Source organism: Enterobacter sp. 3U4 (assembly GCF_057224565.1).
The window spans coordinates 1,056,624-1,073,542 of sequence record NZ_CP136665.1; the positions used below are offsets into that span (position 1 = coordinate 1,056,624).

A 16,919-nucleotide genomic window follows, 5' to 3' on the forward strand; every position below is an offset into this window, starting at 1 on the left:
GTTATCATGACGGTGCAGCAATCTAAAAGACGGCCTTTAAGCCGCTACCTGAAAGACTTTAAACACAGCCAGACGCATTGCGCCCACTGTAACAAGTTACTCGATCGTATCACGCTGGTTCGCCGCGGCGAAATCGTCAATAAGATCGCGATTTCGCGCCTCGACACGTTGATGGACGAAGCAGCATGGCTCGAAGAGCAAAAAGAGTGGGTGGCGCTTTGCCGTTTCTGTGGCGATCTCCACTGCAAAGAGCAAAGCGACTTCTTCGATATTATCGGCTTCAAGCAGTTCCTGTTTGAACAAACGGAGATGAGCCACGGCACCGTTCGCGAATATGTCGTTCGCCTGCGTCGCCTTGGGCAACATCTGACCGTAAACAATATTTCTCGCGATCTGCTGAAAACCGGTTATCTGGATGAAAATCTGGAGCCGTGGCTGCCTGCGACCAGCACTAACAACTACCGAATTGCGCTGCGCAAGTATGCGCAATACAAGGTACAAATGCCGGGTGCCATAAAGCAGAAAGCCCACGCCGGAACAACTTCTGATATATATTAAAAAAGAATAAGATGTAGCGCAGTCGCCTTTGACGTTGCAGGCGATTTCTCTACACTACGTAAAAATTCCACTATATCGGGGTATTTATGAAATTTGCACTTCTGGGTCGTCAGGCGCTGATGGGTGTTATGGCCGTTGCGCTGGTTGCGGGCATGAGCGTGAAAACGTTCGCCGCAGAAAACCTGCTGAATAAAGTAAAAGAGCGCGGTACGCTGCTGGTCGGGCTGGAAGGAACCTATCCTCCGTTCAGCTTCCAGGGCGATGACGGTAAGCTGACCGGTTTTGAAGTGGAGTTTGCTGAAGAGCTGGCTAAGCACCTCGGCGTTAAAGCGTCACTGAAACCGACCAAATGGGACGGTATGCTGGCGTCGCTGGATTCCAAACGTATTGATGTGGTGATTAACCAGGTGACCATTTCTGACGAGCGTAAGAAGAAGTATGACTTCTCTACGCCGTACACCGTGTCCGGTATTCAGGCGCTGGTGAAGAAAGGTAACGAAGGCGGGATTAAAACTGCCGCAGACCTGAAAGGGAAGAAAGTCGGTGTCGGTCTGGGAACCAACTACGAAGAGTGGCTGCGCCAGAACGTGCAGGGCGTTGATATCCGCACCTATGACGATGACCCGACGAAATACCAGGATCTGCGCGTAGGCCGTATCGACGCCATTCTGGTTGACCGCCTGGCAGCGCTGGATCTGGTGAAGAAAACCAACAATACCCTGGCCGTAGCGGGTGATGCGTTCTCTCGTCAGGAATCAGGCGTGGCCGTTCGTAAAGGTAACGAAGACCTGGTCAAAGCGATTGATTCCGCGATTGCTGACATGCAAAAAGACGGCAGCCTGAAAGCTCTCTCTGAGAAGTGGTTCGGTGCAGACGTTACGAAATAAGTTTCTGCCGTAAAAAAAAGGCGCTTTTAAAAGCGCCTTTTTTATTTCTTACGCGTCTGCGTGCATAATGAAAAATATCACATTTTGTCAGAGTTACCGGAGCATCCATGCCACTACAGAATTTAACGCGCTTTCCCCGCCTGGAGTTTATCGGCGCGCCGACGCCGCTGGAGTACCTGCCGCGATTTTCCGATTATTTAGGGCGCGATATTTTTATTAAGCGTGATGACGTGACGCCGATGGCGATGGGGGGCAACAAGCTGCGCAAGCTGGAGTTTCTGGCGGCGGATGCCCTGCGCGAAGGCGCGGATACGCTCATCACTGCCGGGGCTATCCAGTCTAACCACGTTCGTCAGACGGCGGCCGTGGCGGCGAAACTCGGGCTCCACTGCGTGGCGTTGCTGGAAAACCCGATTGGCACGCGGGCAGAAAACTATCTGACCAACGGCAACCGCCTGCTGCTGGACCTGTTTAACGTGCAGGTCGAAATGGTGGATGCATTAACCGACCCGACCGCCCAGCTCGACGAGCTGGCTACGCGCCTGGAAGCGCAGGGCTTCCGCCCCTACGTTATTCCCGTCGGCGGTTCGAACGCGCTGGGCGCGCTGGGATATGTGGAAAGCGCGCTGGAAATCGCCCAGCAGTGCGAGGGCGCGGTGAGCCTCTCCTCCGTGGTTGTCGCGTCCGGCAGTGCGGGTACGCATGCCGGGCTGGCGGTAGGGCTGGAACAACTGCTGCCGGACGTCGAGCTGATTGGCGTGACGGTGTCCCGCAGCGTCGCGGATCAGAAGCCGAAAGTGGTCACTTTACAGCAGGCGGTAGCCGCGCAGCTGGAGCTGAAGGCAAAGGCCGATATTCTGCTCTGGGACGACTATTTTGCGCCGGGTTACGGCACGCCAAACGAAGAGGGCATGGAGGCGGTGAAGCTGCTGGCGCGCCTCGAGGGGATCCTGCTCGATCCGGTGTATACCGGCAAAGCGATGGCCGGACTGATCGACGGCATTGCGCAGAAACGCTTTAAGGATGAAGGGCCGATTTTATTTGTCCATACCGGCGGAGCGCCTGCGCTGTTTGCCTACCATCCTCATGTCTAAAAATCAGGTCGAAAAATAATAATGCAAGAAAGTATTCAACTGGTTATTGATTCTCTGCCGTATCTGCTTAAAGGCGCGGTATTTACGTTACAGCTCAGTATCGGCGGGATGTTCTTCGGGCTGGTGCTGGGATTTGTGCTGGCCTTAATGCGCATGTCACCCATCCTGCCGGTACGTTGGCTGGCGCGCTTTTATATTTCCGTGTTTCGCGGTACGCCGCTCATCGCCCAGCTCTTTATGATCTACTACGGCTTGCCGCAGTTTGGTATCGAGCTGGATCCGATCCCCGCAGCGATGATTGGTCTGTCGCTTAATACCGCGGCGTACACGTCGGAAACCCTGCGTGCGGCCATCTCCTCCATTGACAAAGGGCAGTGGGAAGCGGCGGCCAGTATCGGGATGACGCCATGGCAGACGCTGCGTCGCGCCATTCTGCCGCAGGCGGCGCGCGTGGCGCTTCCACCGTTGAGCAACAGCTTTATTAGCCTGGTGAAAGATACCTCCCTGGCGGCAACGATTCAGGTGCCGGAACTGTTCCGTCAGGCACAGCTCATTACTTCGCGCACGCTTGAAGTCTTTACCATGTATCTGGCCGCCTCGCTGATTTACTGGGTGATGGCGACGGTGCTGTCTGCTCTGCAAAACTACTTCGAAAACCAGCTTAACCGCCAGGAGCGTGATCCAAAATGAGTGCTATCGACGTCAAAAACCTGGTGAAAAAATTCCACGGTCAAACGGTGCTCCACGGGATCGATCTTGAAGTAGAGCAGGGTGAAGTGGTGGCGATTATCGGTCCGAGCGGTTCGGGAAAGACGACGCTTCTGCGCAGCATTAATCTGCTTGAACAGCCGGAAGGCGGCACCATCCGTGTCGGGGAGATAACGATTGATACCGGGAAATCTATCAGCCAGCAGAAAGGTTTGATTCGCCGCCTGCGCCAGCATGTCGGCTTCGTTTTCCAGAACTTTAATCTCTTCCCGCACCGTACGGTGCTGGAGAACATTATTGAAGGGCCGGTCATTGTAAAAGGTGAATCGAAAGAGGACGCGACGGCGCGCGCGCGCGAACTGCTCGCTAAAGTCGGGCTAGCGGGGAAAGAGACCAGCTATCCGCGCCGTCTGTCGGGTGGGCAACAGCAGCGCGTGGCGATAGCGCGCGCGCTGGCTATGCGCCCGGACGTTATCCTTTTTGATGAACCGACCTCTGCTCTCGATCCGGAACTGGTGGGTGAAGTGCTAAACACCATTCGCCAGCTGGCGCAGGAAAAGCGGACGATGGTGATCGTGACCCATGAAATGAGCTTTGCGCGCGATGTTGCTGACAGAGCCATCTTTATGGATCAGGGGCGGATTGTGGAGCAGGGGCCGGCGAAAAGCCTGTTCGCCAACCCTCAACAGCCGCGAACCCGTCAGTTCCTTGAAAAATTCCTTATGCAGTAGCATTTTTGCACTAATTTGCTCCAGAAATTTAGGCTGGAGCAAATTATTCTCCCCTCGGGGGCAGTGGTTTGTTTTTTTATTCCATCCGGCTTGGATAAGCCTTATCGATAGTAAAGTTAATTGTGCTAATGCCGATATTTTGTAGTTAGAAAAAAGTTTTATGTGTTAGGTTATATTCACCATAATAATGATTATCTGTTCAGAGGCTTCATTTAGTAAGTATGAAGGATTTAGACTTTTTCACCTGGCGACGGGATTGCTCCCTCCGGTTTCAGGAATTGACCTGTGCCGCCGAGGTATATGAGGAGCTGGAGCGACAAACTCAGGCGCTGGAATTCGATTATTACGCGCTCTGCGTGCGCCATCCCGTGCCATTTACCCGCCCCAAGATCTCCCTGCAAACCACTTACCCCAAGCTGTGGATGGCGCAATATCAATCCGCGAACTATTTCGCGATCGATCCGGTTTTAAAACCGGAGAATTTCATTCAGGGGCATCTCCCCTGGACAGACGCATTATTCGCTGAGGCGCAGGAATTATGGCATAGCGCCCAGGACCACGGTTTACGCGCGGGAATAACGCAGTGCCTGATGCTGCCGAATCATGCGCTCGGCTTCCTGTCAGTTTCTCGTACGCGAGTGCAGGAAGGGCCGTTAGCTCATGAGGAAATAGAACTGCGGTTGCAAATGCTGGTGCAAATGGCCTTAACCTCTCTGATGCGTTTTGACCATGAAATGGTCATGCCGCCCGAAATGAAATTCAGCAAGCGCGAGCGCGAAATTCTGAAATGGACTGCGGAAGGGAAGACGTCAGCGGAAATAGCGATCATTCTCTCTATCTCTGAGAATACCGTTAACTTCCATCAAAAAAATATGCAGAAGAAATTCAACGCGCCCAACAAAACCCAGATTGCGTGCTACGCGGCGGCAACGGGGCTGATCTGACAGGATAATACGTTCTGCGTGACAGACGAGCAAACGGCTGAATGCACTGCATCCAGCCGTTTTTTTGTTACTGGCGGTAGGCTTGTTTGATTTGCTTAACGGTGTTCGCAAATACCGCAGATTCAGCCTGGTCTTCCATCTCCGCGATTTGTTTTTCCATTTTAATGATCACACGACCGGCGTCCGCCTGGCCCATCGCCTGCAGCATCAGCGTTAGCAATGCTTTCAGGCAGTTTACTTCCTGTGCCAGTTCCTGGTTATTCTCCGCAGTGGCAAATTCAGGTGTGCTCATTTATTTTCCTCATTATTAAACGGCGCTAAAGCGCGACGACGAAAGTCAAGGCGGCGGAGTATACCACAAGCTGAAGCAAAAAATGCAGCGGTTGTTTTTTGTACTTTTACGCGGATGTTTAATTGCGTAAACAGAACGTACCGGTAAACTTAACTGCCGTTAAAGGCTATTAATTGCTGATGCCCGGTTCGCTTGTCGTTAATTATTGTTACAAAAATTTGAGAGCTGTTTTTTTGCAGGGAAACCCTGCAAGTTTTTTGTAACTTTTTGAATACAGATGCTTAAAAAAAGCTGCAAAAGCCCTGAATGCATGGTCTCTCTTTCCACGGACTGTACAGCCTAATTTCCAAAAACGAGAGCAAAATCGAATAGCCGGATTTTTAACGTTTTAATCTTGTGAGGAAAACCGTTAATATAAACCAAATTATCACTCAGTAGCGTTATCCCTATTCTGGAGACATTTCCTTTGATCAACGTCCTTCTTGTTGATGACCACGAACTGGTGCGCGCAGGGATACGACGCATTCTTGAAGATATTAAAGGTATTAAAGTTGCCGGTGAGGCGTGCTGTGGCGAAGATGCGGTAAAATGGTGCCGTACCAACTCCGCTGATGTGGTACTGATGGATATGAACATGCCCGGTATCGGCGGTCTTGAGGCAACACGCAAAATCGCGCGTACCTTTGTTGATACAAAAGTAATCATGCTGACCGTGCATACCGAAAATCCACTGCCCGCGAAAGTGATGCAAGCGGGGGCAGCGGGTTACCTGAGTAAAGGTGCTGCACCGCAGGAAGTCGTCAATGCTATCCGTTCCGTGTTTGCCGGACAGCGTTACATTGCATCCGACATCGCTCAGCAGATGGCGCTGAGTCAGATCGAGCCCGAGAAAACCGAATCACCGTTTGCCAGTTTGTCTGAGCGTGAATTGCAGATTATGCTGATGATCACCAAAGGTCAGAAGGTGAATGAGATCTCGGAACAGCTGAATCTCAGCCCGAAAACGGTGAACAGCTATCGTTACCGGATGTTCAGTAAATTGAACATTCATGGTGACGTCGAACTGACGCATCTGGCCATCCGACATGGTTTGTGTAATGCGGAGACGTTGTTAAGTCAGTGAGTGATGTGTTCGATTCAAAAGCATTTCTGAAAACCGTAACCAGCCAGCCTGGCGTCTATCGCATGTATGACGCTGGCGGTACGGTTATCTACGTGGGGAAGGCAAAAGATCTTAAAAAACGTCTCTCCAGCTATTTTCGCAGCAACCTGGCCTCCCGTAAGACCGAAGCGCTGGTCTCACTCATTCAGAATATTGATGTCACCGTCACGCATACAGAGACAGAAGCGCTTCTGCTTGAGCACAACTATATAAAGCTCTACCAGCCGCGCTATAACGTCCTGTTGCGCGATGATAAATCCTATCCGTTTATCTTTCTGAGCGGCGACACCCATCCGCGCCTCGCCATGCACCGCGGTGCAAAACATGCGAAGGGTGAATATTTCGGGCCGTTCCCCAACGGCTATGCCGTGCGTGAAACGCTGGCGCTGCTGCAAAAAATCTTCCCGATCCGCCAGTGTGAAAACAGCGTTTACCGTAACCGCTCGCGCCCGTGCCTGCAGTACCAGATTGGGCGCTGCCTGGGGCCGTGCGTGGCCGGGCTGGTGAGTGAAGAAGAGTATGCCCAGCAGGTGGAGTACGTGCGCCTGTTCCTGGCCGGTAAAGACGATCAGGTGTTAACGCAGCTGATCGCGCGGATGGAAAAAGCCAGCGCCGCGCTCGAGTTCGAAGAGGCCGCGCGTATCCGTGACCAAATCCAGGCGGTGCGCAGAGTCACGGAGAAACAGTTTGTCTCAAATACCGGTGACGATCTCGATGTGATCGGCGTGGCCTTTGACGCCGGGATGGCCTGCGTGCACGTTCTTTTCATTCGACAGGGCAAAGTGCTCGGCAGCCGCAGCTATTTCCCGAAAGTGCCCGGCGGTACCGAGCTGGGCGAAGTGGTGGAAACCTTTGTCGGCCAGTTCTATCTGCAGGGGAGCCAGATGCGCACGCTGCCTTCTGAGATCCTGCTCGATTTTAATCTTGACGATAAAACCCTGCTGGCCGATTCGCTCTCTGAACTGGCGGGCCGTAGGGTCAATGTACAAACCAAACCGCGCGGCGATCGTGCGCGTTATTTGAAGCTGGCACGAACCAACGCGGCAACGGCACTCACCACTAAGCTGTCGCAGCAGTCGACGGTAAACCAGCGTTTAACGGCCCTGGCAACGCTGCTGAAGCTGCCGGAAGTGAAACGGATGGAGTGTTTCGACATCAGCCATACGATGGGGGAGCAGACGGTAGCGTCCTGCGTGGTGTTTGATGCAAATGGCCCACTGCGCGCCGAGTATCGCCGCTATAACATCACCGGGATCACGCCGGGTGACGACTATGCGGCCATGAATCAGGTGCTGCGTCGTCGCTATGGTAAAGCTATAGAAGAGAGCAAAATCCCTGATGTGATCCTGATTGACGGCGGGAAAGGGCAGCTCGGCCAGGCGAAAGCGGTATTTGAATCGCTTGATGTCAGCTGGGATAAAAACCATCCACTGCTGCTGGGCGTCGCAAAAGGGGCCGATCGTAAGGCCGGTCTGGAGACATTGTTCTTCGAGCCGGAAGGTGAGGGCTTCAGCCTGCCGCCGGACTCCCCGGCGCTGCACGTCATCCAGCATATTCGCGATGAATCGCACGATCACGCCATCAGCGGTCACCGTAAAAAACGGGCGAAGGTGAAAAATACCAGTAGCCTGGAAACGATCGAAGGCGTGGGGCCAAAACGTCGCCAGATGCTGCTGAAATATATGGGCGGATTGCAAGGATTACTCAACGCCAGCATGGAGGAAATTGCAAAAGTGCCGGGTATTTCGCAAGGCCTGGCAGAAAAGATCTACTACTCGTTGAAACATTGAGGGCTCTGTAGCAACATAGAGCTAAATTTTACTGACAACAAATAGTTACCGTCACTATGCAATATAATATCCCTACGTTGCTCACTCTTTTTCGTGTTGTACTCATCCCGTTCTTTGTGCTGGCGTTTTATCTGCCGGTTGTCTGGGCACCTTTTGCCTGTGCATTGCTTTTTCTGATCGCGGCGGTCACAGACTGGTTTGATGGCTATCTGGCGCGCCGCTGGAATCAAAGCACCCGTTTTGGCGCCTTCCTCGATCCGGTGGCGGATAAGGTGATGGTTGCTATCGCCATGGTGCTGGTGGCCGAGCACTATCACACCTGGTGGGTGACGCTGCCTGCGGCAACCATGATCGGTCGCGAGATCATTATCTCTGCGCTGCGCGAGTGGATGGCGGAGCTGGGGAAACGCAGCAGCGTGGCGGTTTCCTGGATCGGTAAAGTGAAAACGACGGCTCAGATGGCGGCGCTGGTCTGGATGCTCTGGCGTCCGAACGCCTGGGTTGAATGGGCGGGAATTGGTCTGCTGTGGGTAGCGGCAGTACTGACGCTGTGGTCCATGCTGCAATATTTGAACGCCGCGCGCGGGGATTTGCTTGATCAGTGATCGTTTCGACGTAAATTTCAGCAAACGATCCGGGGATGCAAAAAATAACGTTGACTCATAACGTCATATCAGTAGAATGCAACGCATCGAACGGCGGCACAGTCAGCCGGACGATAATGAAATCAAGTGGTTAGATGTTTACTTGATGACATGCGGGAATAGCTCAGTTGGTAGAGCACGACCTTGCCAAGGTCGGGGTCGCGAGTTCGAGTCTCGTTTCCCGCTCCAGATTAAAGACATGCGCAGTAGCGGGTGTCATTTTGAAAAGTTTTACGGCGCGTTAGCAAAGCGGTTATGTAGCGGATTGCAAATCCGTCTAGTCCGGTTCGACTCCGGAACGCGCCTCCACTTTCTTCCCTGGCCGGATGGTGGAATCGGTAGACACAAGGGATTTAAAATCCCTCGGCGTTCGCGCTGTGTGGGTTCAAGTCCCACTCCGGCTACCATGGGAAAAGTAGAATAAAATCAATGATAAGCAGTGTCGTGTAACCGCCTTGAAAGGCGGTTTTTTTATGGCATTTTCTTAACTTCAGAATATACCTTCATAATATTATTTAGCTGTTTTTTGTGCGCCAACTACCGGGACCACTTTAATTTTTCGGTCATAGTTGATCGTCTGCTCAACGTTTTTATGACCGGCGATCGCCTGCTTCTCGTATGCGTTCCCTTCCAGATCGGATATCCCTTTTGCCTTCAGATCGTGAAAAGTAAAGTTCAGGTCCATACCTGGATAAGTCGCTTTTGCGGTGGCTTTTGCCTCTCTCCAGCGGGAGTTGAAACCATCCCGCGTGTATTTGCTTCCGTTCGTCTGATGCAGCACAAAGATGGAACTCATGCCAGATTTAAGGGGCAGGGTATCTGCAAGTTTTACGGCAGCCTCCAGGCGATCGGACCATCCCTTGATCTGCTTAACTTTGGTCTTGCTCTGCTTAATCATTATTCCGTCTGCGACAAACTGAGATTTTGTCATTTCAAGAACGTCTTTCTGCCTGGCGCAGCAAAGATAAGCCAGCTCCATTGCGACCTGCACAACCGGCGGCGAAACGCTGTATACAGCTGCGTATTCTTCATCGGTGATATAACGATCGCGCGCCACTTCTTTGAACTGCCGCACGCCCTTGGTAGGGTTTCCCTTCACCATTTCCCGCTCATATGCCCACCGGTACACCCTGGACAAAAAAGCCTTTTCGCGGTTCGCCTGCGTGGCCCGCGTTTATCCATATATTTGCGGACGTGCTCTGGCCTGAGTGCATCAGGTAACATCTTCCCGAAAACACCCAGAACCTTGAGCGAGTATTTTCGATAGTCACTCTGCGTATCTTTCGCCAGGGCGCGAAAATCTGCAGAACCGAAAAACGCCTCAACCAGCCCGGCCAGCGTGTTATCTTCTTTCCTGTCATTTATCAGCGCTTCATACGCGGTCCACAGTGCCCCTGTCATATCGTCGTTTTTACTCAGGCGGCAGATTGTCTGAAATATCCATACCGGCAACTGACTGGATTTTCCAGGTTCCATCTTCCTTTACCATGCAGTCAATAACAGTGTGATCCCTTTTCTTGCCAAACGAAATATACACATGCATGCACACTGCATCGTAATCAAGCGCCCGGGCAGTAACCGTTCCCCAGTCATCTTCATAGCCCTGGGCTTTTATGAACATATCGACATCCGGCACGTCGTATTCATTCGGATCACGCCTGTCCATGGCTTTGAGTTGGCGTATGGTGTCGCGTGTTACGTACTTACCCAGCGCAGCGTAATCGGCCTCTGGGTGCTTGTCGCTCATAATCTGCGATATGTACCATTTATTAAACTGCAGCGCTGCTTCCGCTTCAGGTGGCAACTTCCCCGCACCTGACGCAATCAACGGAAGTAACAGTGCTGTAAGTATAATTTTTCTCATATCAATTGTGCCTGTAGATTTCGTATGCGGGTTGTATTTCTCTGTAACCCTTTCCAGGGTACATCGTCGACTGAACAAAATCAGAATACCAGACACCGCTTCCGCTATAGATGCACGCATGGCCGAAGGGATGCCCCGGAATAGGCTGAATAACTGCTACGTCACCTTTAACCGGTGTCCCGTAAACGAGATGGAAACCGGCAGCTTTTTAAATTGTTTTTCATATCCTTGGCGTAATGCGTGTTGCGAATATTCGCACCGCCTGCGCGAATGGCCTTTGAGACAAATTCGGCACACCTTTTTTGACTATGAGCCCCGGCATGCTGGCGAGCATACGAAACGGCGCTATTTGCATTCCACATAAGTTTTCTCCCTGTTATTTGGATGAGTAACAAGAAATAACATTACGCCGATAAGTTACGCATTTTTGTAATGAAAGGTGACATGTGATTAACCACTATCCATATGATTTATGGAAACAAATCAAACAATAAACCAACCTGATACCGAAACAAGCGCTTCTTTGTCGTTTGCGTGAATAGTGGGAAGGCATCGACGCTTGCGCACGAACTGGCGCACATTTGCTTCGAGATACGCAGTCTGGTTGGTGTGCCGTGTAGGGAAGGTGAGGGTAACGAGACGTTCTGTTATCTGCTGGGCTCGCTGATGGCCTATTTTCTGCCGCAGATAAAAAAACCGGCTGGGTGATAGCCGGTTGAATTATGCATACTGCAAGACAGTATTACTTTTTAGTGCTGTCAGGTGTTCTTACTACCTGTGTCCAGGTATTACCCGGCTTTGATGTTGGCGGAACGGTTTTGTTATCCGGAATAGCCGCAAAATTATCTTTCTTACCGCCGCGTGGGCCAGTTTCCTGAAAGATGCCGCCGTCCTTTCCGGTGTTATCACCTGGTTTCTTGCTCATTGATTTTCCTTGGTTAGATCCGTCACAACGTGTGACAAATTCTGAATACGCCTCTAAGTTACTGTTCACAATGTATCTTTTGTCCATTATCGGACTATTCGTAATTGTTTCTGTTTTCCCCTGGCTGTAATCATTTTTTTCCGAGGAATTGGTATGGCATTCATTCAGGAGACCACAACCGCTGAAGGCCGCAAGGGTTATACAGTCCACTGGCAGCAAACTGAAACCGGCCACGGCAGGCAGCGCAATTTCCTGAACATTGACGAGGCCGCAGGATTCTTTTATAGCTGCGAAGAAACCGCAGCAGCCTGGCGCACGGCTGGCATCGCAGAACGCTGCGCGGCCTGGTCGCTACATCTCTAATAGCAAGCCCAGAACGCAGGGCGATTTTCAGCTAACCTGCAACCAATCTTAAACAAACATTTCACTCGCCAGACACAGGTTGCCGCCGCTGATAAACTGGCTGGTATCCACCCTGGAGAGCGGAAGGTTATTGTCATGCAATATGAAGAACAGCAGCTTATCAACGGCCTTTTCGAGCGTCTGAAACAGGCCGGACAACAAAACAGCCAACGGGATGCAGATGCAGAGCGTCAGATCGCTGAATTCGTCAGACAGCAGCCGGCGGCCCCTTACTATATGGCTCAGTCGATTTTGGTTCAGGAAGCGGCGCTGAAACGCCTTCAGGCCCGGGTTCAGGAGCTTGAAGGCGAATTAGCCGCGCAAAAAAGCAAACCCTCGACGGGCGGCAGTTTCCTCGGCGGCCTGTTTGGTGGCGGGAAAAGTAACCCGCAGCCTGACAACAGCTGGAATACCCAGCCGCAACAGCCGCCGGCGCAGGATTACTCTCGGGCGCCAGCGCCGGCTACTCGCGGAGGCGGTTTTATGGCTGGCGCGCTCCAGACAGCAGCTGGCGTGGCCGGTGGCATCGCGCTTGCCGAGATGCTTACCAGCATGTTCCATCAGTCGCGGCCGGAAGAGATCGTGAACATCATCGAAGAACCGACAATGCCCGTCGGTGGGGAACCGTTTGTCGGTAATCAATACGGCGATGTTAATAACGTCTCTGACACCCGTTTCCTCAACCAGAACGATCCGTTCGGCAGTAATAACGACGCCTGGCTGAACGACGATGTTGATGACGACTACAGCAATGACGACGATAGTTTTATTTAACGACGTTATCTTGAAACTACCGAAATGAAGTGAACCCCGAAAGTTGGACATCCAGCGATTAGGGGTTTTGCCTTTCCGAGTCAAAAAAGCCTTCGAGGCGACGCATGAAGGCTCATAAATCACATTCGTTTTACTACTTTCCTTACTAACAAACCTGTCAGAATTGCCGGAAGCAATCCAAACAAAAAGACGATATCGACTAACGTATCCTCCAGTTCTTCTATCCCGTATGTGCCGAAATGATCCATCACGGCATAGGCCCATTCGGCAGATATCACATCACACCCCGCCTAAATAAGCCTTCCTCACCTCCTGATTCCCCAGCAGCTCCTCGCCGCTACCGCTCAGCCGGATCTGTCCGTTAACCATCACATATCCGCGGTCCGAGAGCTTCAGCGCGTGATGCGCATTCTGCTCCACCAGAAAAATGGTCATGCCGCTTCGGGCCAGCTCGCGCAGCGTCTGGAAGATCTGCTTCACCACAATCGGGGCCAAGCCCAGGCTCGGTTCATCCAGCAGCAGCAGCTTCGGACGGCTCATCAGCGCCCGGGCGATCGCCAGCATCTGCTGCTCCCCGCCGGACATGGTCATCGCGCGCTGCTTGCGCCGCTCTTTAAGGCGAGGGAAGAGGTCAAACATGGTTTGCATATCTTCAGCCGCAAACTGGCTGCCGATGGGGATGGTCCCCATCAGCAGGTTCTCTTCAACGGTCATATCCGGGAAAATTCGTCTGCCTTCAGGCGCCTGCGCAATGCCGCCGGACGCGACGTAGTGGGTGGATTTATGGCTGATATCTTCACCACTAAACAGGATCTGTCCGCTGCGGATACGGGGCTGGCCGAAGATGGACATCAGCAATGTCGATTTGCCCGCGCCGTTTGCGCCAATCAGCGCCACGGTTTCCCCCTTATTCACCTCGAGGGAGACCTGCTTCAGCGCCTGAATCACGCCGTAAAACACATCCACCTCGCGAAATGCCAGCAGCGGTTCGCTCATAGGGTGACCTCGCTTTCGTCCGTGCCCAGATAGGCGGCAATGACCTTTTCGTCATGCTGGATCTGCTCGGGTTTCCCCCTGGCGATGACATCGCCGTGGTCGAGCACGATAATGTCGTCCGAAATTTCCATCACCATCCCCATATCATGCTCAATCAGTAATACCGTGATGTCGTGGTGATCCCGCAAAAAGCGAATAATGCCGCTCAGCTTGTGCGTTTCAACCGGGTTCAGCCCTGCGGCGGGTTCATCCAGACAGATCATTTCTGGCCCGGTGCACATTGCCCGCGCAATTTCCAGACGCCGCTGCTGGCCGTACGACATCTCTCCCGCCAGGCGATTGGCGCACTCCACCAGATCCACCACTTCCAGCCAGTAGAAGGCTCTGTCTAGGGCGTCGCTTTCCGCCCTCCGGTAGGACGGCGTATTCAGGATCCCGGCGAGCAGATTGCGGTTCACCCGCATATGCTGCGCGACCAGCAGGTTTTCCACGACCGACATCTCGCGAAAAAGACGGATATTTTGAAACGTGCGCGCCAGCCCTGCGCGATTGACAAGATGGGTTCCGCCAAACATTTTGTAGAAAAGACGTTGCCCGAACCGCGCGGGGTTAATCCAGTCGCCGGGCTGGAATTTTTGTCCAAGGATCTGAATAACGTTGGTCGTTTTATGGCGGGTATTAAATAAAATGTTGCCGCCGGAGGCCCTGTAGAATCCCGTCAGGCAGTTAAACACGGTTGTTTTTCCTGCCCCGTTTGGCCCAATCAGGGCGGTAATGGAGCCGCGCTGCACGTCCAGGTTGACGTCATTCAGGGCCTTAATCCCGCCAAAATGCATCATCAGATGCTCAACGCGTAATATCGTTTCGTTCATGGCGCGACGCCCTTACGCACGGCAAACCCGCTGCGGTTAATGCGGATCAAACCGCGTGGACGCCAGATCATCATTACCACCATCAGCATGCCAAACAGCAGGACGCGGTACTCGGCAAAACTGCGCAGTAGCTCCGGCGTGACCGTGAGCACAAAGGCTGCCAGCACCACGCCGAGCGTAGAGCCCATACCGCCCAGTACGACAATGGCGAGGATCAGTGCCGATTCAAAGAAGGTAAAAGAGGTTGGATTCACGAACCCCTGATAGGTGGCGAAGAACACCCCGGCAATGCCCGCGGTCGACGCGCCCAGCGTAAAGGCGGAAAGCTTCACCAGAACATGATTTAAGCCCATTGAGCGGCAGGCAATTTCGTCTTCACGCAGCGCTTCCCACGCCCGTCCAATCGGCATTCGCGTCAGGCGGTGCTTGATGTAGAGCACCAGCATCACCACCAGGAACAGCACCGCGTAGATAAAAATAAACTTCATGTTCGGGTTGTAGGTCAGGTGGAAAAACTCGTGGAAGGGCACGCCGCCTTCTTTCGCGCGTCGTCCAAATTCCAGGCCGAAAAAGGTGGGGGGAGGGGCTGAGACGCCGTTGGGTCCGCCGGTGAAGGTCAGCCAGTTGTTCAGTATCAGACGAATGATCTCCCCGAATCCGAGGGTGACGATGGCGAGATAGTCACCGTGCATGCGCAGTACCGGGAAGCCGAGCAGGGCGCCTGCGGCGGCGGCCATGATTGCCGCCAGCGGCAGCATGCTCCAGAAACCTAAGCCGAGATACTGGTATCCCAGCGCCAGCCCATATGCGCCAATCGCGTAGAACGCGACATATCCCAGATCCAGCAGACCGGCCAGACCCACGACGATGTTCAGCCCCAGACCGAGAAGCACGTAGATCAGCCCGAGGATGGCGACGGTCAGCACATACTTGGTGGCGACAAACGGGAAGCAAATCGCAAGAGCAATCACCAGAGGAATAATCCAGCGCATGCGGCTTTTGTAATCCGCTGGCCGGACATATACGCCCGCGCTATCGGCCTCGAAGCGCGCCAGGAAACGGGCCCCGGCAGCGGTACCTAAAAAAGCGCTCAACAGAAAACGCCCGAGCATAACGATGCCAACCATCCAGGCCAGTCGCTGTCCGGCGAAGTTAAAGCTGTACCCGTCCAGCACCACCCCCGCGATGGGGCCGAAGATTATCAGCGCAATCAGCCCGGAAAAAACCGCGTCCAGAATGCAGCGTTTTAGTGAAAAACCGTGTGATGTCATCATTCTCTTCCTCACACTTTGGCCACAATCGGGCGCCCAAGCAGGCCCTGGGGACGGAAAATAAGGATCATGACCAGCAGGCCGAACGAGAAGACGTCTTTATAGTCCGAGTTCACCATGCCTGAGAACTGCGCTTCCGCCACGCCGAGAATGAGGCCACCGAGCATGGCGCCCGGGAGGGAGCCGATGCCGCCGAGTACCGCTGCAGTAAAGGCTTTAATACCGATCACGAACCCGACGTAGAAATCAAAGGTGCCGTAGTTCATGGTGATCAGCACACCCGCCAGGCCCGCCATCGCCGCGCCGATGACAAAGACCAGCGAAATAATCCGGTCGGTGTTAATGCCCAGAATGGAGGCCATCTTACGATCCTGCTGGACCGCGCGGCACATCCGCCCCAGGCGTGTACGGTTGATTATCCAGGTGAGCACCAGCATGCCGGCAAACGAGGCAACCAGAATAAACACTTTGGTGTAGGTAATCTGCACGAACCCGTCGCTCAGATGCAGGCGAATAACGCCGTCCAGCATGGTCGGCACCCCTTGCTGGCGCGGGCCCTGGCTCAGCTGCGCGTAGTTCTGGAGGATAAGCGACATCCCGATGGCGGAGATCAGCGGCGCCAGGCGCGTGGAGTTGCGCAGCGGCTTGTAGGCGATACGCTCGATAGTCCAGCCGTACACCCCGGTAACCACAATGGTGAACACCAGCGTGCCGAGGATCAGCAGCGGGAACGACTGCAGGCCGAAGAACGAGAGCAGCGCCAGGCCAATGGCGCAGAGATAGGCGGAAATCATATACACTTCGCCGTGGGCGAAATTGATCATCCCGATAATGCCGTACACCATGGTGTAGCCGATGGCGATCAGGCCGTAGACGGAACCCAGCGTTAAGCCATTAATTAACTGTTGCAGGAAGAATGTACTCATCTTAGCGCGCTCGTTTTATAGGCTGCGCGATACGCGCAGCCTGATGTTTATTACGCGCCGGCGGGCAGGCCCGCCGACG

General features: G+C 53.4%; 19 protein-coding genes, 3 tRNA genes and 2 pseudogenes. 14 read left to right on the forward strand and 10 right to left on the reverse strand.

Annotated elements, in window-relative coordinates:
• Window positions 1-6: 6 nt before the first annotated feature.
• The 6 genes from fliZ to sdiA all read left to right on the forward strand — a co-directional run bounded on the left by fliZ (window position 7) and on the right by sdiA (window position 4,922).
• On the forward strand, window positions 7-558 hold the full coding sequence (gene fliZ, locus RVY89_RS04945) for a flagella biosynthesis regulatory protein FliZ (RefSeq protein WP_008500339.1): 552 nt from the start codon (window positions 7-9) through the stop codon (window positions 556-558).
• A gap of 86 nt (window positions 559-644) precedes the next feature.
• Complete coding sequence (gene tcyJ / locus RVY89_RS04950; RefSeq protein ID WP_023336163.1) at window positions 645-1,445, forward strand: cystine ABC transporter substrate-binding protein; 801 nt, start codon at window positions 645-647, stop codon at window positions 1,443-1,445.
• A gap of 107 nt (window positions 1,446-1,552) precedes the next feature.
• Entirely contained in the window at window positions 1,553-2,539 is a 987-nt protein-coding gene (dcyD, locus tag RVY89_RS04955) for a D-cysteine desulfhydrase (RefSeq protein WP_371899337.1), read from the forward strand.
• A gap of 21 nt (window positions 2,540-2,560) precedes the next feature.
• Window positions 2,561-3,229: a cystine ABC transporter permease gene (tcyL, locus tag RVY89_RS04960; RefSeq protein WP_014884380.1), complete on the forward strand. Its 669-nt coding sequence runs from the start codon at window positions 2,561-2,563 to the stop codon at window positions 3,227-3,229.
• Entirely contained in the window at window positions 3,226-3,978 is a 753-nt protein-coding gene (tcyN, locus tag RVY89_RS04965) for an L-cystine ABC transporter ATP-binding protein TcyN (protein WP_023336161.1), read from the forward strand. Before tcyL ends, tcyN begins: the two co-directional genes overlap by 4 nt.
• Before the next feature lie 221 nt (window positions 3,979-4,199).
• On the forward strand, window positions 4,200-4,922 hold the full coding sequence (sdiA, locus tag RVY89_RS04970; protein ID WP_371899334.1) for a quorum-sensing transcriptional regulator SdiA: 723 nt from the start codon (window positions 4,200-4,202) through the stop codon (window positions 4,920-4,922).
• Between the two features lie 67 nt (window positions 4,923-4,989).
• Here sdiA and RVY89_RS04975 read toward each other — a convergent pair whose 3' ends face one another.
• Together RVY89_RS04975 and RVY89_RS04980 are read right to left on the reverse strand one after the other, a co-directional pair.
• Window positions 4,990-5,214: a DUF2594 family protein gene (locus tag RVY89_RS04975; RefSeq protein WP_008500345.1), complete on the reverse strand. Its 225-nt coding sequence runs from the start codon at window positions 5,212-5,214 to the stop codon at window positions 4,990-4,992.
• Window positions 5,215-5,239: 25 nt separating this feature from the next.
• Window positions 5,240-5,293, reverse strand: a complete 54-nt coding sequence (locus tag RVY89_RS04980) for a hypothetical protein (RefSeq protein ID WP_418885776.1) — start codon at window positions 5,291-5,293, stop codon at window positions 5,240-5,242.
• Between the two features lie 387 nt (window positions 5,294-5,680).
• On the opposite strand from RVY89_RS04980, the gene uvrY reads away from it, so the two are divergent.
• From uvrY to RVY89_RS05010, 6 genes are all read left to right on the forward strand, one after another.
• Entirely contained in the window at window positions 5,681-6,337 is a 657-nt protein-coding gene (gene uvrY / locus RVY89_RS04985) for a UvrY/SirA/GacA family response regulator transcription factor (RefSeq protein ID WP_013096026.1), read from the forward strand.
• On the forward strand, window positions 6,334-8,166 hold the full coding sequence (gene uvrC, locus RVY89_RS04990) for an excinuclease ABC subunit UvrC (protein ID WP_148242003.1): 1,833 nt from the start codon (window positions 6,334-6,336) through the stop codon (window positions 8,164-8,166). Before uvrY ends, uvrC begins: the two co-directional genes overlap by 4 nt.
• A gap of 56 nt (window positions 8,167-8,222) precedes the next feature.
• Window positions 8,223-8,771, forward strand: coding sequence for a CDP-diacylglycerol--glycerol-3-phosphate 3-phosphatidyltransferase (gene pgsA, locus RVY89_RS04995; RefSeq protein WP_023336158.1), 549 nt, complete (start codon window positions 8,223-8,225; stop codon window positions 8,769-8,771).
• Window positions 8,772-8,923: 152 nt separating this feature from the next.
• Window positions 8,924-8,999, forward strand: a tRNA-Gly gene (locus tag RVY89_RS05000).
• A gap of 46 nt (window positions 9,000-9,045) precedes the next feature.
• Window positions 9,046-9,119 (forward strand) — tRNA-Cys (locus tag RVY89_RS05005).
• Between the two features lie 11 nt (window positions 9,120-9,130).
• Window positions 9,131-9,217: transfer RNA gene (locus RVY89_RS05010), tRNA-Leu, on the forward strand.
• Window positions 9,218-9,281: 64 nt separating this feature from the next.
• Here RVY89_RS05010 and RVY89_RS05015 read toward each other — a convergent pair.
• The 4 genes and pseudogenes from RVY89_RS05015 to RVY89_RS05030 all read right to left on the reverse strand — a co-directional run.
• Window positions 9,282-10,232 (reverse strand): annotated as a pseudogene (locus RVY89_RS05015) (tyrosine-type recombinase/integrase); the annotation flags it as partial.
• Entirely contained in the window at window positions 10,222-10,674 is a 453-nt protein-coding gene (locus RVY89_RS05020) for a DUF3828 domain-containing protein (protein WP_484827085.1), read from the reverse strand. The pseudogene RVY89_RS05015 and the gene RVY89_RS05020, both read right to left, overlap by 11 nt.
• Before the next feature lies 1 nt (window position 10,675).
• Window positions 10,676-11,036: pseudogene (locus RVY89_RS05025) on the reverse strand (CHAP domain-containing protein).
• A gap of 380 nt (window positions 11,037-11,416) precedes the next feature.
• Window positions 11,417-11,599, reverse strand: coding sequence for a hypothetical protein (locus RVY89_RS05030; RefSeq protein WP_484827086.1), 183 nt, complete (start codon window positions 11,597-11,599; stop codon window positions 11,417-11,419).
• A 153-nt stretch (window positions 11,600-11,752) separates the two neighbouring features.
• Here RVY89_RS05030 and RVY89_RS05035 point away from each other — a divergent pair, with 153 nt between their 5' ends.
• The gene (locus RVY89_RS05035) at window positions 11,753-11,962 is read left to right on the forward strand and encodes a hypothetical protein (RefSeq protein WP_484827087.1); all 210 of its coding nucleotides are present in this window, start codon (window positions 11,753-11,755) and stop codon (window positions 11,960-11,962) included.
• 135 nt (window positions 11,963-12,097) lie between these two features.
• Entirely contained in the window at window positions 12,098-12,775 is a 678-nt protein-coding gene (locus tag RVY89_RS05040) for a DUF2076 domain-containing protein (protein ID WP_484827088.1), read from the forward strand.
• Between the two features lie 279 nt (window positions 12,776-13,054).
• On the opposite strand, the gene RVY89_RS05045 is transcribed toward RVY89_RS05040, so the two are convergent.
• From RVY89_RS05045 to RVY89_RS05060, 4 genes are read right to left on the reverse strand one after another with little or no spacing between them, the layout of a single operon-like run.
• The gene (locus tag RVY89_RS05045; RefSeq protein ID WP_318155129.1) at window positions 13,055-13,771 is read right to left on the reverse strand and encodes an ABC transporter ATP-binding protein; all 717 of its coding nucleotides are present in this window, start codon (window positions 13,769-13,771) and stop codon (window positions 13,055-13,057) included.
• Window positions 13,768-14,643 carry an ATP-binding cassette domain-containing protein gene (locus tag RVY89_RS05050; RefSeq protein ID WP_484827089.1) on the reverse strand — a complete coding sequence of 292 codons (876 nt, stop codon included), beginning with the start codon at window positions 14,641-14,643 and terminating at the stop codon, window positions 13,768-13,770. The genes RVY89_RS05045 and RVY89_RS05050 overlap by 4 nt, the downstream gene beginning before the upstream one ends.
• Window positions 14,640-15,914, reverse strand: a complete 1,275-nt coding sequence (livM, locus tag RVY89_RS05055) for a high-affinity branched-chain amino acid ABC transporter permease LivM (RefSeq protein ID WP_484827900.1) — start codon at window positions 15,912-15,914, stop codon at window positions 14,640-14,642. The genes RVY89_RS05050 and livM overlap by 4 nt, the downstream gene beginning before the upstream one ends.
• A gap of 11 nt (window positions 15,915-15,925) precedes the next feature.
• Window positions 15,926-16,840: an ABC transporter permease subunit gene (locus RVY89_RS05060; RefSeq protein ID WP_484827090.1), complete on the reverse strand. Its 915-nt coding sequence runs from the start codon at window positions 16,838-16,840 to the stop codon at window positions 15,926-15,928.
• Window positions 16,841-16,919 lie beyond the last annotated feature (79 nt).

Bases quoted from the DNA above. Each gene is read 5' to 3' on its own strand.
- RVY89_RS04975 (WP_008500345.1), bottom strand. From the start codon at position 5,214: ATGAGCACACCTGAATTTGCCACTGCGGAGAATAACCAGGAACTGGCA.
- livM (WP_484827900.1), bottom strand. From the start codon at position 15,914: ATGACATCACACGGTTTTTCACTAAAACGCTGCATTCTGGACGCGGTT.
- RVY89_RS05050 (WP_484827089.1), bottom strand. From the start codon at position 14,643: ATGAACGAAACGATATTACGCGTTGAGCATCTGATGATGCATTTTGGC.
- RVY89_RS05035 (WP_484827087.1), top strand. From the start codon at position 11,753: ATGGCATTCATTCAGGAGACCACAACCGCTGAAGGCCGCAAGGGTTAT.
- tcyL (WP_014884380.1), top strand. From the start codon at position 2,561: ATGCAAGAAAGTATTCAACTGGTTATTGATTCTCTGCCGTATCTGCTT.
- pgsA (WP_023336158.1), top strand. From the start codon at position 8,223: ATGCAATATAATATCCCTACGTTGCTCACTCTTTTTCGTGTTGTACTC.
- dcyD (WP_371899337.1), top strand. From the start codon at position 1,553: ATGCCACTACAGAATTTAACGCGCTTTCCCCGCCTGGAGTTTATCGGC.
- fliZ (WP_008500339.1), top strand. From the start codon at position 7: ATGACGGTGCAGCAATCTAAAAGACGGCCTTTAAGCCGCTACCTGAAA.
- sdiA (WP_371899334.1), top strand. From the start codon at position 4,200: ATGAAGGATTTAGACTTTTTCACCTGGCGACGGGATTGCTCCCTCCGG.
- RVY89_RS05040 (WP_484827088.1), top strand. From the start codon at position 12,098: ATGCAATATGAAGAACAGCAGCTTATCAACGGCCTTTTCGAGCGTCTG.
- tcyJ (WP_023336163.1), top strand. From the start codon at position 645: ATGAAATTTGCACTTCTGGGTCGTCAGGCGCTGATGGGTGTTATGGCC.
- RVY89_RS05030 (WP_484827086.1), bottom strand. From the start codon at position 11,599: ATGAGCAAGAAACCAGGTGATAACACCGGAAAGGACGGCGGCATCTTT.
- tcyN (WP_023336161.1), top strand. From the start codon at position 3,226: ATGAGTGCTATCGACGTCAAAAACCTGGTGAAAAAATTCCACGGTCAA.
- RVY89_RS05060 (WP_484827090.1), bottom strand. From the start codon at position 16,840: ATGAGTACATTCTTCCTGCAACAGTTAATTAATGGCTTAACGCTGGGT.
- RVY89_RS05020 (WP_484827085.1), bottom strand. From the start codon at position 10,674: ATGAGAAAAATTATACTTACAGCACTGTTACTTCCGTTGATTGCGTCA.
- RVY89_RS05045 (WP_318155129.1), bottom strand. From the start codon at position 13,771: ATGAGCGAACCGCTGCTGGCATTTCGCGAGGTGGATGTGTTTTACGGC.